Below are 19,672 nucleotides of genomic sequence, written 5' to 3' on the forward strand. Positions count from 1 at the left end.
TGTCATCGTCGGGGAGAGGCGCGTCTCACGTCCGGCGACCTCGGCACCGGCCGCGGAGGTAGGGAGAACCCCACCCCGGAGAGGCCCGCGCACGGGATGGGTCGGGCCGCCCCGGGCCCATAGCCTCGAAACATGACCGCCGTACCGCTGGGCGTCGCGCCCACCCCCACCACACCCGTCCGGGGCCTCGTCCGCCAACTCCTGAGCGACTCCGGCTACGTGCTCTTCAGCCTCCCGCTGGCGCTGGTCGGCTTCGTGCTCGCCGTGGCGGGGGTCTCGCTCACCGCCGGGCTGCTGGTCACCACGCTCGGCCTGCCGGTCCTCGCCGGCACCCTGTACGTGGCCCGGGGGCTGGCCGACCTGGAGCGGCTGCGCCTGCCCGCCGTGCTCCGCAAGCCCCGGGTCCGCCCGATCTACCTGGCGCCCCAGCGGGGTTCCGGCTACTGGCGGCGGGTCCTGACCCCGATGCGCGACCCGCAGTCCTGGCTCGACCTGCTGCACGCCTTCGTGCGGCTGGTGGTGACCCTGCCCACCTTCGTGGTGGTGGTGGTCTGGTGGGCGCTGGCCCTGACCGGCACGCTCTACGGCGCGTACGACTGGGCCATCCCGCGCGGCCCCGGCGACCAGGACCTCAGCCAGCTCCTCGGGATGGGCGACGGAGCCGGGGCACGGATCGCCCTGAACACCGCGATCGGGGTGTTCGCCCTGTTCACCCTGCCCCTGGTGGCCCGGGCCTGCGCCAAGATCCAGGGCGGCCTGGCCTACTCGCTGCTGACCGGGGTGGCCGAGATGCGGCAGCGGATCACCACGCTGGAGGAGCAGAAGCGGGCCGCCGTGTCCGCCGAGGCGTCCGCCCTGCGCCGGCTGGAGCGGGACATCCACGACGGCCCGCAGCAGCGCCTGGTCCGCCTCGCCATGGACCTCAGCCGGGCCCGCCAGCAGCTCGCCGCCGACCCGGAGGCGGCCCGGCGGACCCTCGACGAGGCGGTCACCCAGACCCGGGACACCCTCGACGAGCTGCGCGCCCTGTCCCGGGGCATCGCCCCGCCGATCCTGGTCGACCGGGGCCTGCCCAGCGCCCTGGCCGCGCTGGCCGCCCGCGCCCTGGTCCCCACCGAACTGGTGGTCGACGACGAGCTGGGCACCGCCGGCGGGCGGCTCGACCCGGCGCTGGAGAGCACCGCCTACTTCGTGGTGGCCGAGGCGCTGACGAACGTCGCGAAGCACAGCCGGGCGGACGGCTGCCGGGTCGAGGTGATCCGGAAGGTCGGCCGGCTGGAGATCACCGTGGCCGACGACGGGATCGGCGGCGCCCACCTGGCCAAGGGGCACGGGCTGAGCGGCATCGCCGACCGGGTCCGGGCCGCCGGCGGGACCCTGGAGGTGGCCAGCCCGAGCGGCGGACCGACCCGGATCCACGCGGAACTTCCCCGGTGACAGCGGACGCCCGTGATTCGGCCTCCGCGCCGTCCGGCGGCGCTCCGGACCGGATGAGGGCCGCACTGTGGGTCCTGGACGTGGTAGACACCGGACCCATGCGGGTGGTGATCGCGGACGACGCCGTACTGCTCCGGGAGGGGCTGGTGCGGCTGCTGACCGAGTCGGGGCACGAGGTGGTGGCCGCCGTCGGTGACGGGGATGCCCTGGTCGAGGCGGTGGTGGCGCACCGGCCGGACGTCTCGGTGGTGGACGTGCGGATGCCGCCGTCGCACACCGACGAGGGGCTGCGGGCCGCCGTGGAGGCGCGCCGGCGGGTGCCGCGTACGGCGGTGCTGGTGCTCTCCCAGTACGTCGAGGTGTCGTACGCCGACGACCTGCTGGCGACCACGGGCGGCGGGGCCGGCGGGGGCGGGATCGGCTACCTGCTCAAGGACCGGGTGGCCGCGATCGACGAGTTCCTGGACGCGCTGGCCCGGGTGGCCGCCGGCGGCACGGTGCTGGACCCGGAGGTGATCAGCCAGCTCCTGGTGCGGCGCCGCCGCAACGACCCGCTGGCCGAGCTGACCCCCCGCGAACGGGAGGTGCTGGCCCTGATGGCCGAGGGCCGCTCGAACACCGCCATCGCCCGCGCGCTCGTGGTCAGCGACGGCGCCGTCGAGAAGCACGTCCGCAACATCTTCACCAAGCTGGACCTGCCTCCGGACGCCACCAACCACCACCGCCGGGTTCTCGCGGTCCTCACCCACCTCCGCGCCTGAGGCGGGCGGCGCCGGTCAGCACGCCCGGGCGAGGGTGACCGCCTCGGTGAGCGTGTCGGCCACCGGGTGGCCGGAGGTGCGCAGGCGGGCCGGGTCGGACAGGCCGCCGGTGTAGAGGACGCAGCGGGCGCCCACGGAGAGCGCGGCGTCGGCGTCGTCGAGGGAGTCGCCGATGAGCACGACGTGCCGGCCGTCGAGGCCCAGCTCGGCGAGGTGCTTCTCCAGCCATTCCGCCTTCGGGCCGCCGCCGATCGCGGCCCGCAGCCCGTCCACCCGGGTGAAGTGCGGGGTCAGCCCGTACGTGTGCACGGTGGGGACCAGCTCGTCGTGGAACCACATGGACAGCAGCGACTGGCTGCCCGGCCAGGCGGCGATCGCGGCGGTCGCGTCGGCGGCCAGCGCGCAGCTCGTCAACCCGGCCCGGTACGCCTCGTGGAAGACCCGGTCGAGCCGGCCGAACGCCTCGTCGTCGATGGCCTGGCCGAGCATCTCCGCGTAGTAGTCGGCGATCGGGCGGCGGAACCGGACGCGGTGCTCGTCGGCGGTGACCGCCGGGCCCCCGGCGCTGGCGAAGGCGACGTTGGTGGCCCGCACCACCAGGTCGAGGTCGTCGAGGAGGGTTCCGTTCCAGTCCCACACCAGGTGGCGGCGCGCAGCGGTCATCGCTGCACTGTAAGGGGCAGGTCAGAGCTGCGGGGTGGTCAGGTCCCGCAGCAGCCGCTCCTCCTCGACCCGCCAGTAGCCGTGCTCCTTGCCGTCGAGCAGCACCACCGGCAGCCGTTCGCCGTAGTCGCGCTCCAGTTCGAGGTCGCCCGTCACGTCCTTCTCCTCCCAGCGGTCCCCGGTCACCGCCACCACCCGGTCGAGCGCCGCCTTCGCGTCCTCGCAGAGGTGGCAGCCGGGCCGGGTGATGAGGGTGAGCCGGGCGTCACTGGACATCGGGAACCTCCGTGCGGATCTCGGTCGGCGGCGCGGGCGCGGGCACCCGGTGCGCCGCCGGGCGGAGCTCGGTCTTGCGTACCTTGCCGATCGCCGAGTGGGGCAGGTCGTCGACGAACTCGACGGCGGTCGGGCACTTGAACCGGGCCAGGTTACGCGCGCAGTGCCGGAGCAGCTCCTCCGCCGTCACCGTCGAGCCGGCCGCCCGCACCACGTACGCCCCGACAGTCTCGCCGGTCCGCGGGTGCGGCACCCCCAGGACGGCCGACTCGGCCACACCGGGATGCGCCTGGAGCACCTGCTCCACCTCGTGCGGGTAGACGTTGAAGCCGTTGACGAGGATCAGCTCGCCGAGCCGGTCGACGAGGAACAGGTCGCCGTCGCCGTCGGCGTACGCCACGTCGCCGGTGGGCCACCAGCCGGCCGGGTCCGGGCCGCCCCGCCCGTCGGGCCAGTAGCCGTCGAACAGGTTGGCGCCGCGCACCACGATCTGCCCCGGGTCGGTGCCGGTCGGGTCGTCGGAGAGGTCCAGCTCGTCGTCGTCCTCCTCGACCGTGGGAACCCCGTCGCGCCACAGCTCGGCGCCGTCGGCCCCGATCAGGCGCAGCCCGACGCCGGGCAGCGGGCGGCCGATGGAGCCCGGCTTCGGCTCGCCGCCGACCAGGGTGGAGGTGAGCACCGGGGCGGTCTCGGTGAGCCCGTACCCGACGTGCACCGGGTGCCCGGTCACCTCGGTGAAGCGGCCCCCGACGGCCGGCGGCAGCGGCGCCGCCCCGCACACGGCGACCCGCACCGAGTCCAGCGCCGCGGGCCGGTCACCCGCCGCGTCGGCCCAGGCCAGGAACATCGACGGTACGCCCACCAGCACGCTGACCCGGTGCCGGGCGATCTCGTCGAGCGCCCCGGTCGGGCCCGGCTCGTCGACCAGCACCCCGGTCGCACCGTGGTGCACGACGGCCCCGAGCCCGGAGTTCAGCCCGTACGCGTGGAACAGCGGCAGGGCGAGCAGCACGGCGTCGTCGGGCCCCACGACCGGCGGGTCGATCCGGTCGACCTGGGCGTGGTTGGCGGCCAGGGCCCGGTGCGACAGCATGGCGCCCTTGGGGCGGCCCTCGGTGCCGGAGGTGTAGAGCAGGACGGCGAGGTCGTCGCCGCCCCGGGCCGGGAACCCGGCCGCCCCGTCACCGTCGGTGACCGGCGGGGTGGTGTGGACCGCGCGGAGCGCGGGCAGGTCGCCGGCGGACACCCGGCCGGCCACCTCGGCCGCGGCGACCAGCACGGCGGCCCCGGAGTCGGTGAGCACGTGCCGCAGCTCCCGGGCGGTGAAGCCCGGGTTGACCGGCACCGCCACGAGGCCGGCCCGGAGCACGGCCAGGTAGGTGACCACGAAGTCCGGGGTGTTGCCGAAGGCGATCGCCACCCGGGCGGGTCGGCCGCCCGGGGCGGACGGCGGCGCCTCCGCGGCCAGCGCGCGGGCGGTCGCGGTGACCGAGGTGTCCAGGGCCGACCAGGTCAGCGTCCGGTCGCGCCAGTGCAGCGCGGGACGGTCACCGTGGGCGGCGGCCGCCCGGCGGAGCCGGTCGGCGAGGTTCGGCGCGGAGCTGTCGGCTGGGTCCTGCACGGTGGCTGAGTCTGGCACAGCGGCGTCCCCCCGGCCATGCCCGAACGCCGGGCCGCGCCCCGTTGCGGCGCGCCCGTTCGCCGGACACGCCGGACCGGCGTCTCCTGCACGGGACTGTCCACCCCGGCATGCGGGATTCCCGAATGTGGGACCGGGCCCTCCACCGGTCGGCGGACGCGGTCCCCCGGGCAGCCGGAACCGGCCCGGCCGGGCCGCCGCCACGACACGCCGAGGACGCAAGAAAGTTGGCTCCGACCAGGACTTTCCACTCCGGACCAGGTGACGGCGCGAAAGTCAACCACACACGACGGACAAGGCGTCCGCCAATTGTGCGACGGGACCGGAAATACTTCCGCTCTGTGTAACGGACTTGCCACGCGCGGGTGACGTTGGCCCTATCATCACTCGGGTCGGCTCACCCCATTTGCCGTGAGTCGACACCCCTCAGCCCGAGGAGGCCCCCGTGCCTGTGAGCGCATTGGACCAGCACCTCAAGCGGACGTGCCGCCCGTCGGCCCGTCCCGGAACCGCCGCGCCCGGCCGGGGCGTACCCGGTCCCGCCGCGACGCCGCGGCGCCCGGTGCGGCCCTGCCCCGCCTGGATCGGGGAGGCGCGGTGACCACCTTCGGTTACGCGGACCGGCCGGCCGGGGTGACCGGCCCCGCCCAGCGAACACCCATGAACGAGCGCCTGGAGCCCGCTCCACGGGCCGCCGCCGACGGAACACGCGGCCTCGCGGTCCGCGGTGAGGGGCGGCGCGTCCGCAACCGCACACACCACAACGAGGCGCCGGCGCGCCCGGCGGTGCCCGGCGGCAACGCGAAACCCGCCGCGGGCCGGCTCGGCGCCCCGTCCCGGCCGACCATGCCGGCCCAGGGCCGGCGGGGCGAGGCCGCGGCGAACAGCGAGCCCTCGGCCGCCGAGACCGCCGTGCTGCCCGCGGTGGCCGCCGGCGACACGGCCGTGCTGCCGGCCGTTCCGGCCGCCGTCGTCCCGGCCACCGGCTTCCCGAGCCGCCCCGACCCGTCCGACCCGGCCACCGAGGTCTGGGCGCTGGTCGAGCGGGCGCAGGCCGGCGAGGCCGAGGCGTTCGGCCTGATCTACGACCGCTACGTCGACACGGTGTTCCGGTTCGTCTACTTCCGGGTCGGCAACCGCCAGCTCGCCGAGGACCTGACCTCGGACACGTTCCTCCGGGCGCTCAAGCGCATCGGCAGCTTCACCTGGCAGGGCCGCGATCTGGGCGCCTGGCTGGTCACCATCGCCCGCAACCTCGTCGCCGACCACTTCAAGTCCGGCCGCTACCGGCTGGAGGTGACCACCGGCGACGTGCTCGACGCCGACCGGGAGGACCGGGGGCCCGAGGGCAGCCCGGAGGCCGCGGTGGTCGAGCACATCACCAACGTCGCCCTGCTCACCGCCGTGAAGCAGCTCAACCCGGAGCAGCAGGAGTGCATCGTGCTCCGCTTCCTCCAGGGCTTCTCCGTGGCCGAGACGGCCCGCGCCATGGGCAAGAACGAGGGCGCCATCAAGGCCCTCCAGTACCGGGCGGTCCGAGCCCTGGCCCGGCTGCTGCCCGACGGCTTCCAGCCCTGACCCGACCCGCCTCACCCGCCCGGCGACCCACCCGGGCGCGGGCGAACGTACCCTCCGCAGCTCGTGACCGCGATCACTCTTGGTGATTTCGCCACCGACCGGGCCGTAACCGGCGACCGTCGCGAACCGTTTCTCCGGGTGCGACCAGTGGTTGTCCCGGCGTCCCCCGGGCCACCCGGTCCGGCGGGTCAGGTCGGCCGTCCCGGTCGACCCTCGGCCTCACGCTGCCACCGGTCGCTGGTGACGACGACGGCCAACGCGGCCGTGACCAGCGAGAGGGGGTGCCTGCGGTGGACAGCGACCTCTTCTCCCGTCGGCGTGCCGAGCGCTTCGCGCAGCTCCTCGACGAGGCCAACGGCGGCCGGCGGCACCACGTCCGTTCCCGGGCCGACGACGAACTCACCGCGCTCGTCGCGGTGAGCCGGCGACTCACCGCCGACCGGCCCGACGTCGAGGTGGATGCCGAATTCCGCACCGGGCTGCGGGCGATGCTCGTCGCCACCGTCGAGCGCGAGGGCGTCGGCGCCGCGGCGAAGACCGCCACCGGCGTCCGCGGCTCGCTGCTGCCGGCCATGACCGGGCGACGGGCCCGGGCCCGGGGCGCGATCCTGGTCGGCGTGGCCGCCGGCGCGATCGCCCTCTCCGGCATCTCCGCCGCCAGCGAGAACGCCCTGCCCGGCGACGCCCTCTACGGCATGAAGCGCTCGACCGAGCGCGCCCAGCTCGCCCTGGCCAGCTCCGACATCAGCCGGGGGCAGCTCTTCCTCGACTTCGCCCGCACCCGGCTCGACGAGGCCGCCACGGTCCGCGACGACCGGCTGGGCTTCAGCGCCGTGCTCGACGACATGGACGCCGACACCCGCCAGGGCGTACGCCTGCTGACCACGGTGGCCGCGCAGCGCTCCGACCCGGCCGCGCTGGACGCCGTCGACACGTTCCTCGGCGGCCAGCGCCGGGTGGTCAGCGGGCTGCTCGACCGGTCCGACCACGCCGACCGGGACCGCACCCGCCGCTCGCTCGCCCTGCTCGACGCGGCCGGCCAGCGCGCCGACGCGCTCCGCGAGGCGATCGCCTGCGGGCTGCCGGCCCCGGCGGCCAGCGACGCGCTCGGGCCCGCCCCGGCCGCCTGCCCCGGCGACCGCTGACCGCGGCCCGGACAGCCGTCCACGCCACACTTCTCCCGCCGGACACCCGTCCGTCACATCCCGCCGGATAGGCTCGGAAGTGGCGTACGCGGTCGTCGAGGGGAGGTCGTCGTGACCCGGAGCCGGAAGGTGACGGTCAGCACCGACGTCCACGGCCACACCGCCGGCTGGGCGGAGACACCCGAGGCGCCCCCGACCACCGCCACGCCCGACCCGACGGCCGCCGCGTTCTTCGACGTGGACAACACGATGATGCAGGGTGCGTCGATCTACTGGTTCGCCCGCGGCCTGGCCGCTCGCAAGTACTTCACCACCGGGGACCTGGCCCGGTTCGCCTGGCAGCAGGCCAAGTTCCGGCTGTTCGCCACCGAGCACGCCGGGGACATGTCACAGGCCAAGGAGGCGGCGCTCGCCTTCATCCAGGGCTGGCGGGTGGACGACGTCGAACGCCTCGCCGAGGAGATCTTCGACGAGCTGATGGCCCCGCGCATCTGGGCCGGCACCCGCAAGCTGGCCCAGCGCCACCTCGACGCGGGCGAGCGGGTCTGGCTGGTCAGCGCCGCCCCGGTGGAGATCGGCCGGGTCATCGCCACCCGGCTCGGCCTGACCGGGGCGATCGGCACGGTGGCCGAGGTGGTCGACGGCGCCTACACCGGCCGGCTGGTCGGTGAGCTGATGCACGGGCCGGCCAAGGCCGAGGCGATCACCCAGCTGGCCGCGGTGGAGGGGCTGGAGCTGGGCCGCTGCGCGGCCTACAGCGACTCCGCCAACGACCTGCCGATGCTCTCCACCGTGGGGCGCCCGGTGGCGGTCAACCCGGATCCGGCGCTGCTCCGGCGGGCCCGCGAGCGGGGCTGGGACGTCCGGGACTTCCGCACCGGGCGGCGGGCCGTGAAGATCGCGGTGCCGTCCACGGCCGCCGCGGGGGTGCTCGCCGGCGCGGTCACCGCCGGGCTGGCCCTGCACCGCCGCCGCCAGCGCGTCGACTGACGCGCTGCCCGCGGCTCAGGGACCGAACGGGTCCGGCCGGCGTTCGAGCAGCCGGTGCAGGGTCTGCTGGATGGTCTCCCGCACCTGGTCGGCGAGGTTGAACACGACCAGTGGGTCGTCGGCCGAGTCGCGCAGGTGCGCGGTGGGGATCGGCGGGCAGAACTCGATCAGCCACTTGCTCGGCAGCGGCACCATGCCCAGCGGCCCCAGCCAGGGGAAGGTCGGCGTCACCGGGAAGTAGGGCAGCTTCAGCAGCCGGGCCAGCGGCTTGAGGTCGGCGAGCATCGGATAGATCTCCTCGCCGCCGACGATCGCCACCGGCACGATCGGCGTGCCGGTGCGCAGCGCCGCCGAGACGAAACCGCCCCGCCCGAAGCGCTGGAGCTTGTAGCGGTCGGCGTAGAGCTTGCCGACGCCCTTGAAGCCCTCCGGGAAGACGCCGACCAGCTCGCCGTTGCCGAGCAGCCGCTCCGCGTCCGGGTTGCAGGCCACCGTGCCACCGGTCTTGCGGGCGATCTCGGAGACCACCGGCATCCGGAAGACCAGGTCGGCGCCGAGCAGCCGCAGGTAGCGGCGCGCCGGGTGCCGGTCGTGCAGCGCGGTGGCGAGCACCAGCGCGTCCAGCGCCACCGTGCCGGAGTGGTTGCCGACCACCAGGCCGGCCCCCTCGGTGGGCACGTGCTCGACGCCGCTCACCTCGGTGCGGAACCAGTCGCGGTAGAGCAGCCGGACCAGCGGGTGGAACACGGCGTCGGTCAGGTCGGGGTCGAAGCCGAACTCGTCCACCTCGTAGTCGCCGGCCAGCCGCCGTCGCAGGAAGGCGAGCCCCTTGGCGACCTTCCGGTCCCAGTGGTCCCCCGGCCGGTCCGCCACCGCCGGTCCGGGCGGGGTCAGGTCCCCCGCCCCGTGTTCCGCCGGCCCGTCCGCCGGCTTCCCGGCGACGGCCTTCCTGGCGACGGCCTTCTTGGCCATGGCCTTCTTCGCGACGGGCTTGTTCGGGACGGCGTCGCCCGTCCTGGGGGCCGGCGCGGGCTCGTCCGTGGAGGTGTCCGGCTCGTCGGAGGCCGCCCGCGCGGCCTTCATCGTCGGCTCGGCGGCGGCCGGCGCGGCCCGCCGGTGCCCGTTGCGCCGCGCCGGCTCCGCGTCCGGCCCGGGCACGGTCAGCGGTACGTCGTAGCGCGCGTCGCCCCGCTCCTCGCCCGCGCTCACGGGCGCTCCCGCACGGCCGCCCGGACCTGCCGGATGCCCTCCAGCACCAACTGCTCGGCCGTGGCGAGCTGGTCGCGGGTCACCACCACCCCGCCGTGGTGGGCGCGGATGAAGTCGTCGAAGGCGGCCGCGGTCGAGCGGGGTGTGAAGCCGTACTCGCGCTCCAGTCTCGTGGTGTCCACCACCCGACCGTGCACGAAGAGGTCGACCTGGTCCAGCCCGTAGCGGCCGAAGCCCATGCTGCGGGCGATCGCGGCCACCCCGGCGAGACCCGGCTCCAGCACCGGCATGGCGACCCGTCCGGCCCGGCGGATGGCCTGGGACAGCGAGAGCACCCCCGGCCCGGCGACGTTGTAGGTGCCGGCGTGGTCCTCGGCGACCGACCGGTGCAGCACCTCCAGGGCGTCGTCGAAGTGGACGAACTGCAGCCGCGGGTCCCGGCCGAAGACGGTGGGCACCACCGGCTGGGCGAAGTATCGGGTGAGCGTCGTGTCGGCCGTCGAGCCGATGAACGGCGCGAAGCGCAGCACGGTCGCGGTGACGTCGGGCCGGCGGCGGCGGAACCCGCGGACGTACCCCTCGATGTCGAGGATGTCGCGGCCGAAACCGCCGCGCGGCACCTCACGCGGCTCGGTCTCCTCGGTGAAGACGGCCGGGTCCCGGAACGACACCCCGTACGCGGCGGTCGACGAGCGGACCACGAGCTTGCGCAGCCGCGGCGCCCGCTGGCAGGCGGCGAGGAGCTGCATGGTGCCGATGACGTTCTGTTCCTTCATGGCCGCCCGGCCGCCCTGCTGGGGGTCTGGGGCGGTGACCAGCGCCAGGTGCACCACGGCGTCGACGTCGAGGTCGACCAGGAGGCCGCCGAGCGAGTCGAGGTCGAGGCGGACCCGCTCGACGCCGGACAGCAGGTCGGCCAGCTCGGGATTGGGGCTGGCCGGGTCGACCCCGATGACGCGGTCGATGCGCGGGTCGGCGGCGAGCCGGGCGGCGACGTGCGCGCCGAGGTAGCGGCCGACCCCGGTCACGACAACGACCCCCGGAGCACCTGGGGTGCCACCGGGGGTCATGCCGTGCGCCTTGCCCGGCAGGCGGGATCGAGCCGGGATGTCCGCGGCCTGATCACCTGAGCCTCCGGGGGTCGACAGATGGCAAGTGGTGCCGGGTGCCGGGCCGAAGCCCGGCCCGGGTCACTTGCCGAGACGGCGACGCTGGACGCGGGTCTTGCGCAGCAGCTTGCGGTGCTTCTTCTTAGCCATGCGCTTGCGGCGCTTCTTGACCACCGAGCCCATACGACAGCCTTTCGATGCAACGTGCGGGGCGGACCGGCAGACACCAAGGGGGTGGTGTCGGTGACCGCTTGCGGACAACGGACCGGACCAGCGTGGTGGGCAGGGCACACCAGGATGCGGTCACGGTCGGGGTCCAGGGTAGCCGGAGTGCGTCAGCAGGACCAACGCGGCCCCGTCGATGCCCGTTACGTCGCACTCGCCGGCCTGGCCGGCGACGTGTCAGGCGGTCTCCTGGAAGGCGCCCCGGAGGTATTCGTGCACGGCGTGCTCGGGCACCCGGAACGACCGGCCGACCCGCACGGCGGTCAGCTCACCGCTGTGCACGAGACGGTAGACCGTCATCTTCGACACCCGCATGACCGTCGCCACCTCGGCGACGGTCAGGAACCTGACATCCGACAGTCGAGCGTCGGACTGCGACCCGGCCATGGCTCACCGACCCATTCCCATGCCCGGCGCGTGCCGCCGGACAGGTTGCTCCCGCCACGACGAGCGACGCGCGTGTTACCAGTACGGTAGCGGGACGGCTGTGACCGGCGCGATCCCTTCCTTCCTTTGATCATGGACGGGTCGCCTTTCTCCGCCGGTTGAGCTGGTGTTTTTCGCCCGGACGGGTGGAGCGTCCCGTTCACTCCGCGCGCAGGGCCACGACCGGATCGAGCCGGCCGGCGCGCTGGGCGGGCACCACCCCGAAGACGATGCCGACGGCCGCCGACACCCCGAAGGCGAGCGCCAGCGACCACCAGGTGATGGCCGCCGGGATCGGTGAGACCGCGTCCACCAGCAGCGCGGTGCCGACCCCGAGCGCCATTCCGGTCAGCCCGCCGATCGACGTGAGCAGCACGGCCTCCAGCAGGAACTGCACGCCGATGTCCCGGGGCCGCGCGCCGACCGCCTTGCGCAGGCCGATCTCGCGGGTCCGCTCGCGCACCGAGACCAGCATGATGTTGGAGACGCCGACGCCGCCGACCAGCAGCGAGATGCCGGCGATGGCGGCCAGCACCCCGGTGAGCACGCCGAGGATGTCGCCGAGCACGCCGAGGATCTGCTGCTGGGTGACCGCGCTGAACTCGGTGTCCGGGTGCCGGCGGGACAGCTCGGCGACGATCCGATCGCCGAGCTGGTCGATCCGCTCCCGGTCGGGCGCCTTGACGGCGATGCCGTCGATCCGCTGGGTGCCCCAGAGCCGCTGCGCGGCGGTCACCGGGATGTGCACCTCGTCGTCCCGGTCCACGCCGAGACTCTGGCCCAGCGGGGTGAAGACGCCGATCACCCGGAACCGGACCCCGGCCAGGGTGACCTGCTGGCCGAGCGGGTCCCGGTCGGGGAAGAGCGCGCGGGCCACGGACGCGCCGAGCACCGCCACCCGGCGGCTGGTGTCCACGTCCGCGCCGGTCAGGTAGCGGCCGCGGGCCAGCGAGCGGGTGAAGACCGCCGGCGTGGTCTCCAACACACCCTGGACGGTGGTGAAGTCGGACCGGGTGCCGGCCCGGGCGGTCGCGCCGGAGGCGATGGTGACGGCCACGCGCCCGGGGTCGCCGACCACCCGGGAGACGGCGTCCACGTCCTTGAGGTCCAGCGGCGAGACCACCGGCGCGGTGCCGACGTCGAGCTTGCCGGGCACCACGAGGAGCAAGTTCGAGCCGAGCCCCTCCACCTGCTGTTCGACCTTCTGCTTGGTGCCCGTGCCGATGGCCACCAGGAGCACCACCGAGGCGACCCCGATGATCACGCCGAGCATGGTGAGCGCGCTGCGCATGCGGTTGGCCCGCAGCGCGTCCAGCGCCACCCGCCAGGCCTCGGCCACCCTCACCCGGCACCCCCGGGCCCGCTCCGGCCACCGGTCCCACCAGCACGCGGAAGGCGTCCGGTGGCTCCGGTGGCGCCACCGGAGCCACCGGACGGGTGCCCCGGGCCGCTTCCGGACGCGGACCGGGGCTCCGCGCTGGGAGCGGCGTCCAGTGTCTCAGGTCGACCGTCGCCGCCCGACAGCGGTCGATCATGAACGGTGTCGGAGCGGATCAGCCCGTCCCGGACGGCGACCCGCCGGCGGGCCCGGGCCGCCACCTCCGGGTCGTGGGTCACCATCACGAGGGCCACACCGGACTCGGCGTTGAGCCGCTCCAGCAGCTCCAGCACCGCCTCGCCGGTGGCGCTGTCCAGGTTGCCGGTGGGCTCGTCGGCGAGCAGCACCGCCGGGTCGGTGACCAGGGCGCGGGCGATGGCCACCCGCTGCTGCTCGCCGCCGGAGAGCTGGTTGGGGCGGTGGCCCAGCCGGTGCCCCAGCCCGACCCGGCCGAGCATCGCGGCCGCGCGTTCCCGCCGCTGCCGCGCCCCGACGCCCCGGTAGACCAGGGGCAGCGCCACGTTGTCCACGGCGGACGTCCGGGGCAGCAGGTGGAACGCCTGGAACACGAAGCCGATGGTCTCGTTGCGCAGTGTCGCCAGCTCCGGCGCGGTCAGCGTGGCCACGTCCCGCCCACCGATCACCAGCCGGCCGCCGGTCGGCCGGTCCAGCCCGCCGAGCAGGTGCATGAGCGTCGACTTGCCCGAGCCGGACGGCCCGATCACGGCCACGTACTCGCCCTGCCCGATGGTGAGCGACACCCCGCGCAGCGCGGCCACCGACACCCCGTCCAGCTCGTACGTGCGGGACACGTCGACCGCCTCGATCGCGGCGACGGTCACCGGAGTTCCTGGCCGTCGTGGACCTGGTCGGCGCCGCGCACCACGATCCGGTCGCCGGCGCGCACCCCGCTGACGATCTGCACCAGGTCCTGCCCCTGCACGCCCACGGTCACCGGCACCCGGTCGGCCTTCCCGTCCCGCAGCAGCCAGATCGAGTCCCGCCCGTCGGCGGAGAAGACCGCCGAGGCGGGCACGGCCACCGCGTCGGCCGCCTCGCGGACGCGGAGGTGGACCACGGCGTTCATGCCGGGGCGGGGCGCCGGGGCGGCCTCCCCCTCGCCGAGCCGTCCGGCGCCGAGGCCGAGGCGCACCCGGTAGGTGACCCCGCCCCGGGCCGAACTGGTCGGCAGCACGTCCACCGAGCGGACCGTGGCGTCGTACGTCGCGCCGGTCACCGCGTCCAGCTCGACCGAGGCGGCCAGCCCGGCCCGGACCAGCAGCACGTCGGTCTCGTCCACCTCGGCGAGCAGGCCCAGCTGCCCGGTGTCCACCACGGTCAGCACCGGCGTGCCGGCGGTCACCCGGCCACCGGCCGGCACCGCGTCGTCCACCCCGGCGGGCGGGCCGCCCTGCCCGGCCGCGCCGAGGGCCGACGGGTCGAGACCTGGCACTCCGCCTCCGGCCGCGCCGAGCAGCCCGCTGAGGTCGGTGGGGGTGGCCGCCCGGGTCCCGCCCGGCTGGACCACCCCGGCGACCGGGGCGCGCAGGGTCAGCGCGTCGACCGTCGCCTTCGCCAGGTCGTACGCCTGCTGGGCCTGGAGGCGCTGCGCGGTCGACAGCGCGCCGACGGCGCTGTTCAGCCCGGCGACGCCGCGCTGCACGGCGTTGACCGCCCGGTCGGCGGCGCGGGCGGCCGACGCGTACTGCTGCTGCGCCGACTCGACCTGGAGCAGCAGCGCGGACCGCAACTGGGGATCCCCGACCTTCCCGGCCGCCTTGCGGGCGGCGGCGAACGCCTCATCGGCGGCCCGGTCGGTGTTCCGCCGGCTCCCACCGAGGTCGCCGGCGCCGACTCCCTGTCCGGCCCGCTTCGCGGCGCGCAGCGCCACGCGGGCCTGCGTCAACCGGGCCCGCGCGGACGGCGAGTCGAGCACGGCGAGCACCTGCCCGCGGGCGACCCGCTGTCCGGGCTGGACGCGCAGGCTGGCCAGGGTGCCGTCGGCCGGGGCGGTGAGGGTGGCGGCGGCCCGGGCGGTCACCGTGGCCGGCGCGTCGATCACCTCGGCCACCGGGGAGCGGCCCACCTCGGCCACGGTGACCGCGGGCGGGTCGTCGCCGCACGAGGCGGCGGTGGTGCCGGTCAGTGCGACGACGGCGAGCAGGGCGACGAGGAGGCGCGGGCGGCGGGCCGCGGGCAGCCGCGGCGAGGGGGTGCGGGCCACCCGGCCCATGCTACGACCCGTCGACCAGCGTCGACGTCTCAGCCGACGGCCGCGCGGACGTAGGCGACGCAGTCGTCGTGCAGCCCCGGCCAGGGGTCGCCGAACACCTCGTCGGCGGCCTCGGCCACCGACCGCCGGTCGTGCACCACGGCCCGGAAGAAGGCCAGCACCCGCTGCTCCCCGTACCGGTCGACCAGGTGGCGCACCGCCAGGTAGCCGGTGCCGTAGGCGCCGCCCACCCGGTCGTCGGCCGCGTTGTCGGCCGGGGCGAGCGCGTCGAGCCGGCCGTTCCACCCGCCGCGGACGAGCTTGCGCACCTCCGCCAGGCCCTCGTAGCGGTCCACCGGCTGGCCGTCCGCGCCCGCGTACTCGGCCAGGCCCTCCACGAGCCACCAGCTCGACCGGTCCGCGTAGCCCCGGTCCGGCAGCGACGCAGCATGGGTCAGCTCGTGCCGGAGCAGGTCGTCGACGCCCGTCGGGGTGAGGCTCTGCGCGTTCAGCACGACGTCGTGGTGCCCGCCGCCGACGCCGACCGCGTAGCCGGCGGTCCACTTCGGCCGCCCGCCGCCGTACCAGCGCTGCCACTCGGCCCGACCCGCGTAGTAGACGAGATAGCGGTCGGGCGGCGCGCCGGCCACCGCGTACAGGTCGGCGACCTTCGCGGCCGCCTCGGCCTGGGCCAGCAGGCCGGGCAGCTTGGCCCGCAGCGCCGGGGTGGTGGCGACCACGGCCCGCTTCCCGGCCGCCACGGCCAGGTCGCTGACCTCCCAGGGCCGCGCGCCGGCCGGGGCCGCCCGGGACTCCTCGACCGCGGTCAGCCGGGGTTCCGCGTCGCCCGTCACCCGCCACCGGGTGCCCAGCTGGACGCTGCTCGGCGTGCAGCCCGGCACCACGAAGCAGTAGCCGACGGTCACCGCCAGCCGCCACTCCCCCGGCCGCCGCTCGACCGCCGCCGGCACCCCGTCGGCCGCCGGCCGCCACGCGGTGACCCGGAGCGCGCGCAGCGCGGCGTACCGCCGGGTGAGCGCCGGTCGGGCGGCGGGCTCGGCGACGGCGAGGAAACCGGCGCGGTCACCGTCGAGCAGCGCGGCGGCCTGCCGGTCGAGCTGGGCCGCCATCCGCTCGCGGAGACGCCGCTCGGCCGGCGCGCCCCGGTCGTCCCGCTCCGCCGCCGGCCGTCCGGCCGCGCCGGGCACCAGCCCGAGCAGGAGTACGCCGGGAACACCGCACGCCACCAGCACGAGTACGAGCCCGACGGCGGCCCAGAGCCGCCACCGCCGCCGCCGGGTGGCCGGAAGCTGCGGGCCCTCGGCTCGTTGACTGCCCCCGGTTCGGTCGTCGCCCTCGGCTCGGTCGTCGCGGTCGGCTCGGTCGTCGCCGTCGGCTGGCCGGGTGCCGTTCGGCCCGGCCGTTCCGACCGGGGCGTTGTCGACGGCGGGGGCCGGGTGGCCGGGTGGACCGTCGCCGTCCCGTGGCGCGGTGGCCGGCGGCTCGTCGCCGCTCGACGCCGCGCCGGCGGGCTGCTGGTCACCGTCGGTCACCGGCGAAGGGTACGACCAATCGGGCGTTCCGGGAAGACTCCCCGCGCGTCCCCGGAGCCAACTCGCTGTCGCGGCGCCTGTCGAGCTGATGTCACGGACGACTCAACCGCGAGGCGACCCGGCGGCCGGCAGCGACCTCCCCGCCGCCGCGCGCGACTGGTCACCGCCCCCGGCGAGATCTTGGTAGGAAGCGGCCCCTATGGGGGCCATGATCGTCCAAGATCCAGGATGGGTGAGGCGGCGGACGCGCGCCTGGGTGCACGTGGACGTTCGGCGGGTTGGGCGTGAGTCGTTTGCGACGTCAGCTCGACAGGCGGGCGACCAGAGGCGCCGCCCGGCCGCCGGGTCGGCTCGGGTCAGACCTTTTCGCCGGAGACGGTGAGCAGGGTCTTGTCGAGGGCCCAGAGGGCCACCAGGATCGCGCCGGGCACCGGCCGGCCGGCCAGGGCGAGCAGCACCCCGCCGGTGACGAAGCAGGCGGCCTGCACGCCCAGCTTGGCCGGCGCGGGCAGCGTCACGCCGGCCCGGGGCGAGCAGAACAGCCCCCAGACCACGGCGATCACCAGCGGCGCGCCGAGCCCGGCGAGCAGCCGCACCGGCCAGCCGGCGTCGAGGGTGAACCCCCACCAGCCGGCCGCCGCGAGCAGGGCCAGCTCCAGCAGGAAGATGAGCGTGAGCAGGGCGGCCTTCACCGGGACCTCCAGTTGCGGTACGCGGTGTCCAGCGCGGCCACCATCTCGTCGAAGGACCGGTCGATGTCGCGGGGCAGCCCGAACCCGCCGGCCGCCTCGAGGGTGATGAAGCCGTGCACGGCGGCCCGGAACATCCGGGTGGCGTCGACCGCCGCGTCGCCGCTGACGTCGTACCCGCGCAGGATCGCGTAGATGGCGCCCACGGCCCGTTCCGCGGCGGCGAGATGCTCGGGGTCGTCGGGGTCCGGCGCCCGCTGGGTGGCCGGGTAGCGGCCGGGGTGCCGGCGGGCGTACTCCCGGAGGGCGCTGGCGGCGGCGCGCAGCGCGTCGCCGCCGGCCCGGCCCGCGGCGGCGCTGGTCAGCTCGGCGGCGACCTCCGCGGTGGCCAGCACGGCCAGCTTCTGGTGCAGCGCGTCGACGCCCCGGACGTGCTTGTAGAGGCTGGGCAGCGCCACACCGAGCCGGGCGGCGAGCGCGGCCAGGGTGAGCCGGTCGTGGCCGACCTCGTCGGCGAGCACGGCCGCCTCGCGGACCACGGTCTGCGGGGTCAGGCCGGCCCTAGGCACGGGTGGTCACCGCCAGGAACTCCAGCAGGTCGGCGGCGGTGGCGTCGGGCTGGTCGGCGTGCGGGTAGTGACCGGAGTCGGCGATCATGCGCGCCTCGGCGGTGGCGAAGTGCCGGCGGGCGGCCCGCGCCTCGGCCCCGGGGTCCGGGAAGTCCGGGTCCTTCGTGCCCATGAGCACCAGCACCGGCTGCCGCACCTCCCGGGCCCGCGCGGTCCAGTGCGGGTCGACCGGCGCCACCACGCCGCGCACGGCGGCCATCCGGCCGCGCAGCTTGGCGACCAGCTCCGTCCGGTACGCGGCGTCGTCGGCCGGGCGCCCACACGGGAACAGGGTGCGGTGGAACATCCCGAACAGCCGTGGGCTGCGCAGCACGACCGCCTGGGTGGCCCGCAGCAGCGGGTTCGGCTTGGGCGGGGCGACGAACGGGCTGACCTGCACGATGCCGGTGACCAGCGCGGGGGCGTCGGCGGCGGCGAAGACCACGGCGGCGGCGCTGGACGAGCTGCCGACGAGGGTGGCCGGGCCGCCGCCGAGCGCCCGGACCACGGCGAGCAGGTCGCCGCCCACCTCCGCGGGGGCGTAGCTGGGCCAGCGCGGGCTGGAGTCACCGTGCCCGCGCACGTCGACCGAGGCGGTCCGGTAGCCGGCCGACACCAGCCGGGGCACCAGGTGCCGGAAGGACGCCCGGTTCTCCCCCATGCCGTGCGAGAGGACCACGAGCGGCCCCTCCCCGTGCACCTCGTACGCGATGGTTCCGCCGTCCCGCGCCACCTGGCTAACCGTCATAGCCATAAAGCTAATGCCATTAGCTTTCGGCGTCAAGGCCCCGGAACGCGGAACGGGCCGGCAGGACGACGTCCCACCGGCCCGTTCCGTTCAGCTCACTTCTTCGACATCAGGGCGCGGCCGAAGAACATCATGTTCGCCGGGCGCTCGGCCAGGCGGCGCATGAGGTAGCCGTACCACTGGTCACCGTAGGGGACGTAGGTGCGCACGGTGTAGCCGTCACCCACGAGGCGCTTCTGCTCCTCCGGGCGGATGCCGAAGAGCATCTGGAACTCGAACCGCTCCGGGCCGCGGTCGAACCAGCGGGCCCGGTCCTCGCCGATGGCGATCAGGCGCGGGTCGTGGGTGGCCAGCATCGGGTAGCCGTCCCCGGACATCAGCACGTTCAGGCAGCGCACGTACGACTTGTCGACCTCACGGGCGGACTGGTAAGCCACCGACTCGGGCTCCTTGTACGCGCCCTTGCAGAGCCGCACCCGGGAACCGGCGCCCGACAGCTCGCGGCAGTCCGACTCGGTCCGCCGCAGGTACGCCTGGAGCACCGCGCCCGTCGACGGGTAGTCCTTGCGGAGCTTCGCCAGGATGTCCAGGGTCGAATCGGTGGTGGTGTGGTCCTCCATGTCCAGGGTGACCGTGCTGCCGGCCGCGTCGGCCGCCGCGCAGATCGCCCGCGCGTTGTCGTACGCGAGCTGCTCGTCGAACATCTGCCCGAGCGCGGAGAGCTTCACGCTCACCTCGGCGGCCGGGGTGAGCCCGGCGGCGCCCAGCAGTCGCAGCAGCCTGAGGTATTCGTCCCGGGTGGCGTTCGCCTGCTCCGGGGTGACGGTGTCCTCACCGAGGAAGTCGAGGGTGACCGCTTGGCCATCGGCGACGAGTACGCGGGTCGCGCGCAGCGCGTCGTCGGTGCCGGCGCCGGCGACGAACCGGCGGACGACGTCCCGGGTGAACGGGGCCGTCGCGACGAGCCGCTCGACCTGGGATGACCGGGAGGCGGCGAGGATGACGGAACGGAGCATGAGCCGAGCG

The 19,672-nt window shown here is 75.4% G+C and carries 20 protein-coding genes; 5 read left to right on the forward strand and 15 right to left on the reverse strand.

Annotation, left to right across the window (positions count from 1 at the left end):
- Positions 1-132 precede the first annotated feature (132 nt).
- Entirely contained in the window at positions 133-1,437 is a 1,305-nt protein-coding gene (locus ABZS80_RS08355) for a sensor domain-containing protein (RefSeq protein ID WP_355055102.1), read from the forward strand.
- Positions 1,438-1,535: 98 nt separating this feature from the next.
- Positions 1,536-2,198: a response regulator transcription factor gene (locus tag ABZS80_RS08360; RefSeq protein WP_355055421.1), complete on the forward strand. Its 663-nt coding sequence runs from the start codon at positions 1,536-1,538 to the stop codon at positions 2,196-2,198.
- Between the two features lie 15 nt (positions 2,199-2,213).
- Here the strand turns inward: ABZS80_RS08360 and ABZS80_RS08365 are convergent, their stop codons facing one another.
- From ABZS80_RS08365 to ABZS80_RS08375, 3 genes are read right to left on the reverse strand one after another with little or no spacing between them, the layout of a single operon-like run.
- Positions 2,214-2,861, reverse strand: a complete 648-nt coding sequence (locus ABZS80_RS08365; protein WP_355055103.1) for an HAD hydrolase-like protein — start codon at positions 2,859-2,861, stop codon at positions 2,214-2,216.
- 21 nt (positions 2,862-2,882) lie between these two features.
- Positions 2,883-3,137: a glutaredoxin family protein gene (locus ABZS80_RS08370; RefSeq protein ID WP_355055104.1), complete on the reverse strand. Its 255-nt coding sequence runs from the start codon at positions 3,135-3,137 to the stop codon at positions 2,883-2,885.
- Positions 3,127-4,758, reverse strand: coding sequence for an AMP-binding protein (locus ABZS80_RS08375; protein ID WP_355055105.1), 1,632 nt, complete (start codon positions 4,756-4,758; stop codon positions 3,127-3,129). Before ABZS80_RS08375 ends, ABZS80_RS08370 begins: the two co-directional genes overlap by 11 nt.
- Positions 4,759-5,373: 615 nt before the next feature.
- Between ABZS80_RS08375 and ABZS80_RS08380 the strand changes: the two genes are divergently transcribed.
- The 3 genes from ABZS80_RS08380 (at position 5,374) to ABZS80_RS08390 (ending at position 8,489) form a co-directional block, all read left to right on the forward strand.
- Entirely contained in the window at positions 5,374-6,354 is a 981-nt protein-coding gene (locus tag ABZS80_RS08380; RefSeq protein ID WP_151460859.1) for an ECF subfamily RNA polymerase sigma factor, BldN family, read from the forward strand.
- Positions 6,355-6,644: 290 nt separating this feature from the next.
- Positions 6,645-7,499, forward strand: coding sequence for a DUF5667 domain-containing protein (locus tag ABZS80_RS08385; protein WP_355055106.1), 855 nt, complete (start codon positions 6,645-6,647; stop codon positions 7,497-7,499).
- A 111-nt stretch (positions 7,500-7,610) separates the two neighbouring features.
- Positions 7,611-8,489: an HAD-IB family hydrolase gene (locus ABZS80_RS08390; protein WP_355055107.1), complete on the forward strand. Its 879-nt coding sequence runs from the start codon at positions 7,611-7,613 to the stop codon at positions 8,487-8,489.
- Positions 8,490-8,504: 15 nt separating this feature from the next.
- On the opposite strand, the gene ABZS80_RS08395 is transcribed toward ABZS80_RS08390, so the two are convergent.
- The 12 genes from ABZS80_RS08395 to ABZS80_RS08450 all read right to left on the reverse strand — a co-directional run bounded on the left by ABZS80_RS08395 (position 8,505) and on the right by ABZS80_RS08450 (position 19,662).
- Positions 8,505-9,461 (reverse strand): lysophospholipid acyltransferase family protein, encoded by a 957-nt coding sequence (locus ABZS80_RS08395; protein WP_355055422.1) that lies wholly within the window; start codon positions 9,459-9,461, stop codon positions 8,505-8,507.
- A 233-nt stretch (positions 9,462-9,694) separates the two neighbouring features.
- Positions 9,695-10,768, reverse strand: a complete 1,074-nt coding sequence (locus ABZS80_RS08400) for an NAD-dependent epimerase/dehydratase family protein (RefSeq protein WP_151460862.1) — start codon at positions 10,766-10,768, stop codon at positions 9,695-9,697.
- A gap of 120 nt (positions 10,769-10,888) precedes the next feature.
- A complete protein-coding gene (locus tag ABZS80_RS08405) occupies positions 10,889-10,990 on the reverse strand; it encodes an AURKAIP1/COX24 domain-containing protein (protein WP_007465623.1) in 102 nt (33 codons plus the stop codon).
- Positions 10,991-11,209: 219 nt separating this feature from the next.
- Positions 11,210-11,419, reverse strand: coding sequence for a helix-turn-helix domain-containing protein (locus tag ABZS80_RS08410; protein WP_046564428.1), 210 nt, complete (start codon positions 11,417-11,419; stop codon positions 11,210-11,212).
- A gap of 199 nt (positions 11,420-11,618) precedes the next feature.
- Positions 11,619-12,803, reverse strand: a complete 1,185-nt coding sequence (locus ABZS80_RS08415) for an ABC transporter permease (RefSeq protein WP_355055108.1) — start codon at positions 12,801-12,803, stop codon at positions 11,619-11,621.
- Positions 12,800-13,678 (reverse strand): ABC transporter ATP-binding protein, encoded by an 879-nt coding sequence (locus tag ABZS80_RS08420; RefSeq protein ID WP_355055109.1) that lies wholly within the window; start codon positions 13,676-13,678, stop codon positions 12,800-12,802. Before ABZS80_RS08420 ends, ABZS80_RS08415 begins: the two co-directional genes overlap by 4 nt.
- Positions 13,675-15,069 (reverse strand): HlyD family efflux transporter periplasmic adaptor subunit, encoded by a 1,395-nt coding sequence (locus ABZS80_RS08425; protein WP_355055110.1) that lies wholly within the window; start codon positions 15,067-15,069, stop codon positions 13,675-13,677. The genes ABZS80_RS08420 and ABZS80_RS08425 overlap by 4 nt, the downstream gene beginning before the upstream one ends.
- Positions 15,070-15,098: 29 nt before the next feature.
- Positions 15,099-16,601: a hypothetical protein gene (locus ABZS80_RS08430; RefSeq protein WP_355055111.1), complete on the reverse strand. Its 1,503-nt coding sequence runs from the start codon at positions 16,599-16,601 to the stop codon at positions 15,099-15,101.
- A 356-nt stretch (positions 16,602-16,957) separates the two neighbouring features.
- Positions 16,958-17,293, reverse strand: a complete 336-nt coding sequence (locus ABZS80_RS08435) for a YrdB family protein (RefSeq protein WP_355055112.1) — start codon at positions 17,291-17,293, stop codon at positions 16,958-16,960.
- Positions 17,290-17,859: a TetR-like C-terminal domain-containing protein gene (locus ABZS80_RS08440; protein WP_355055113.1), complete on the reverse strand. Its 570-nt coding sequence runs from the start codon at positions 17,857-17,859 to the stop codon at positions 17,290-17,292. Before ABZS80_RS08440 ends, ABZS80_RS08435 begins: the two co-directional genes overlap by 4 nt.
- Positions 17,852-18,646: an alpha/beta hydrolase gene (locus tag ABZS80_RS08445; RefSeq protein WP_355055114.1), complete on the reverse strand. Its 795-nt coding sequence runs from the start codon at positions 18,644-18,646 to the stop codon at positions 17,852-17,854. The genes ABZS80_RS08440 and ABZS80_RS08445 overlap by 8 nt, the downstream gene beginning before the upstream one ends.
- A gap of 95 nt (positions 18,647-18,741) precedes the next feature.
- Positions 18,742-19,662 carry a proline dehydrogenase family protein gene (locus tag ABZS80_RS08450; RefSeq protein ID WP_355055115.1) on the reverse strand — a complete coding sequence of 307 codons (921 nt, stop codon included), beginning with the start codon at positions 19,660-19,662 and terminating at the stop codon, positions 18,742-18,744.
- Positions 19,663-19,672: the final 10 nt, after the last annotated feature.

The organism is Micromonospora sp. NPDC005305 (assembly GCF_040607315.1).
Classification (GTDB): Bacteria; Actinomycetota; Actinomycetes; order Mycobacteriales; family Micromonosporaceae; genus Micromonospora.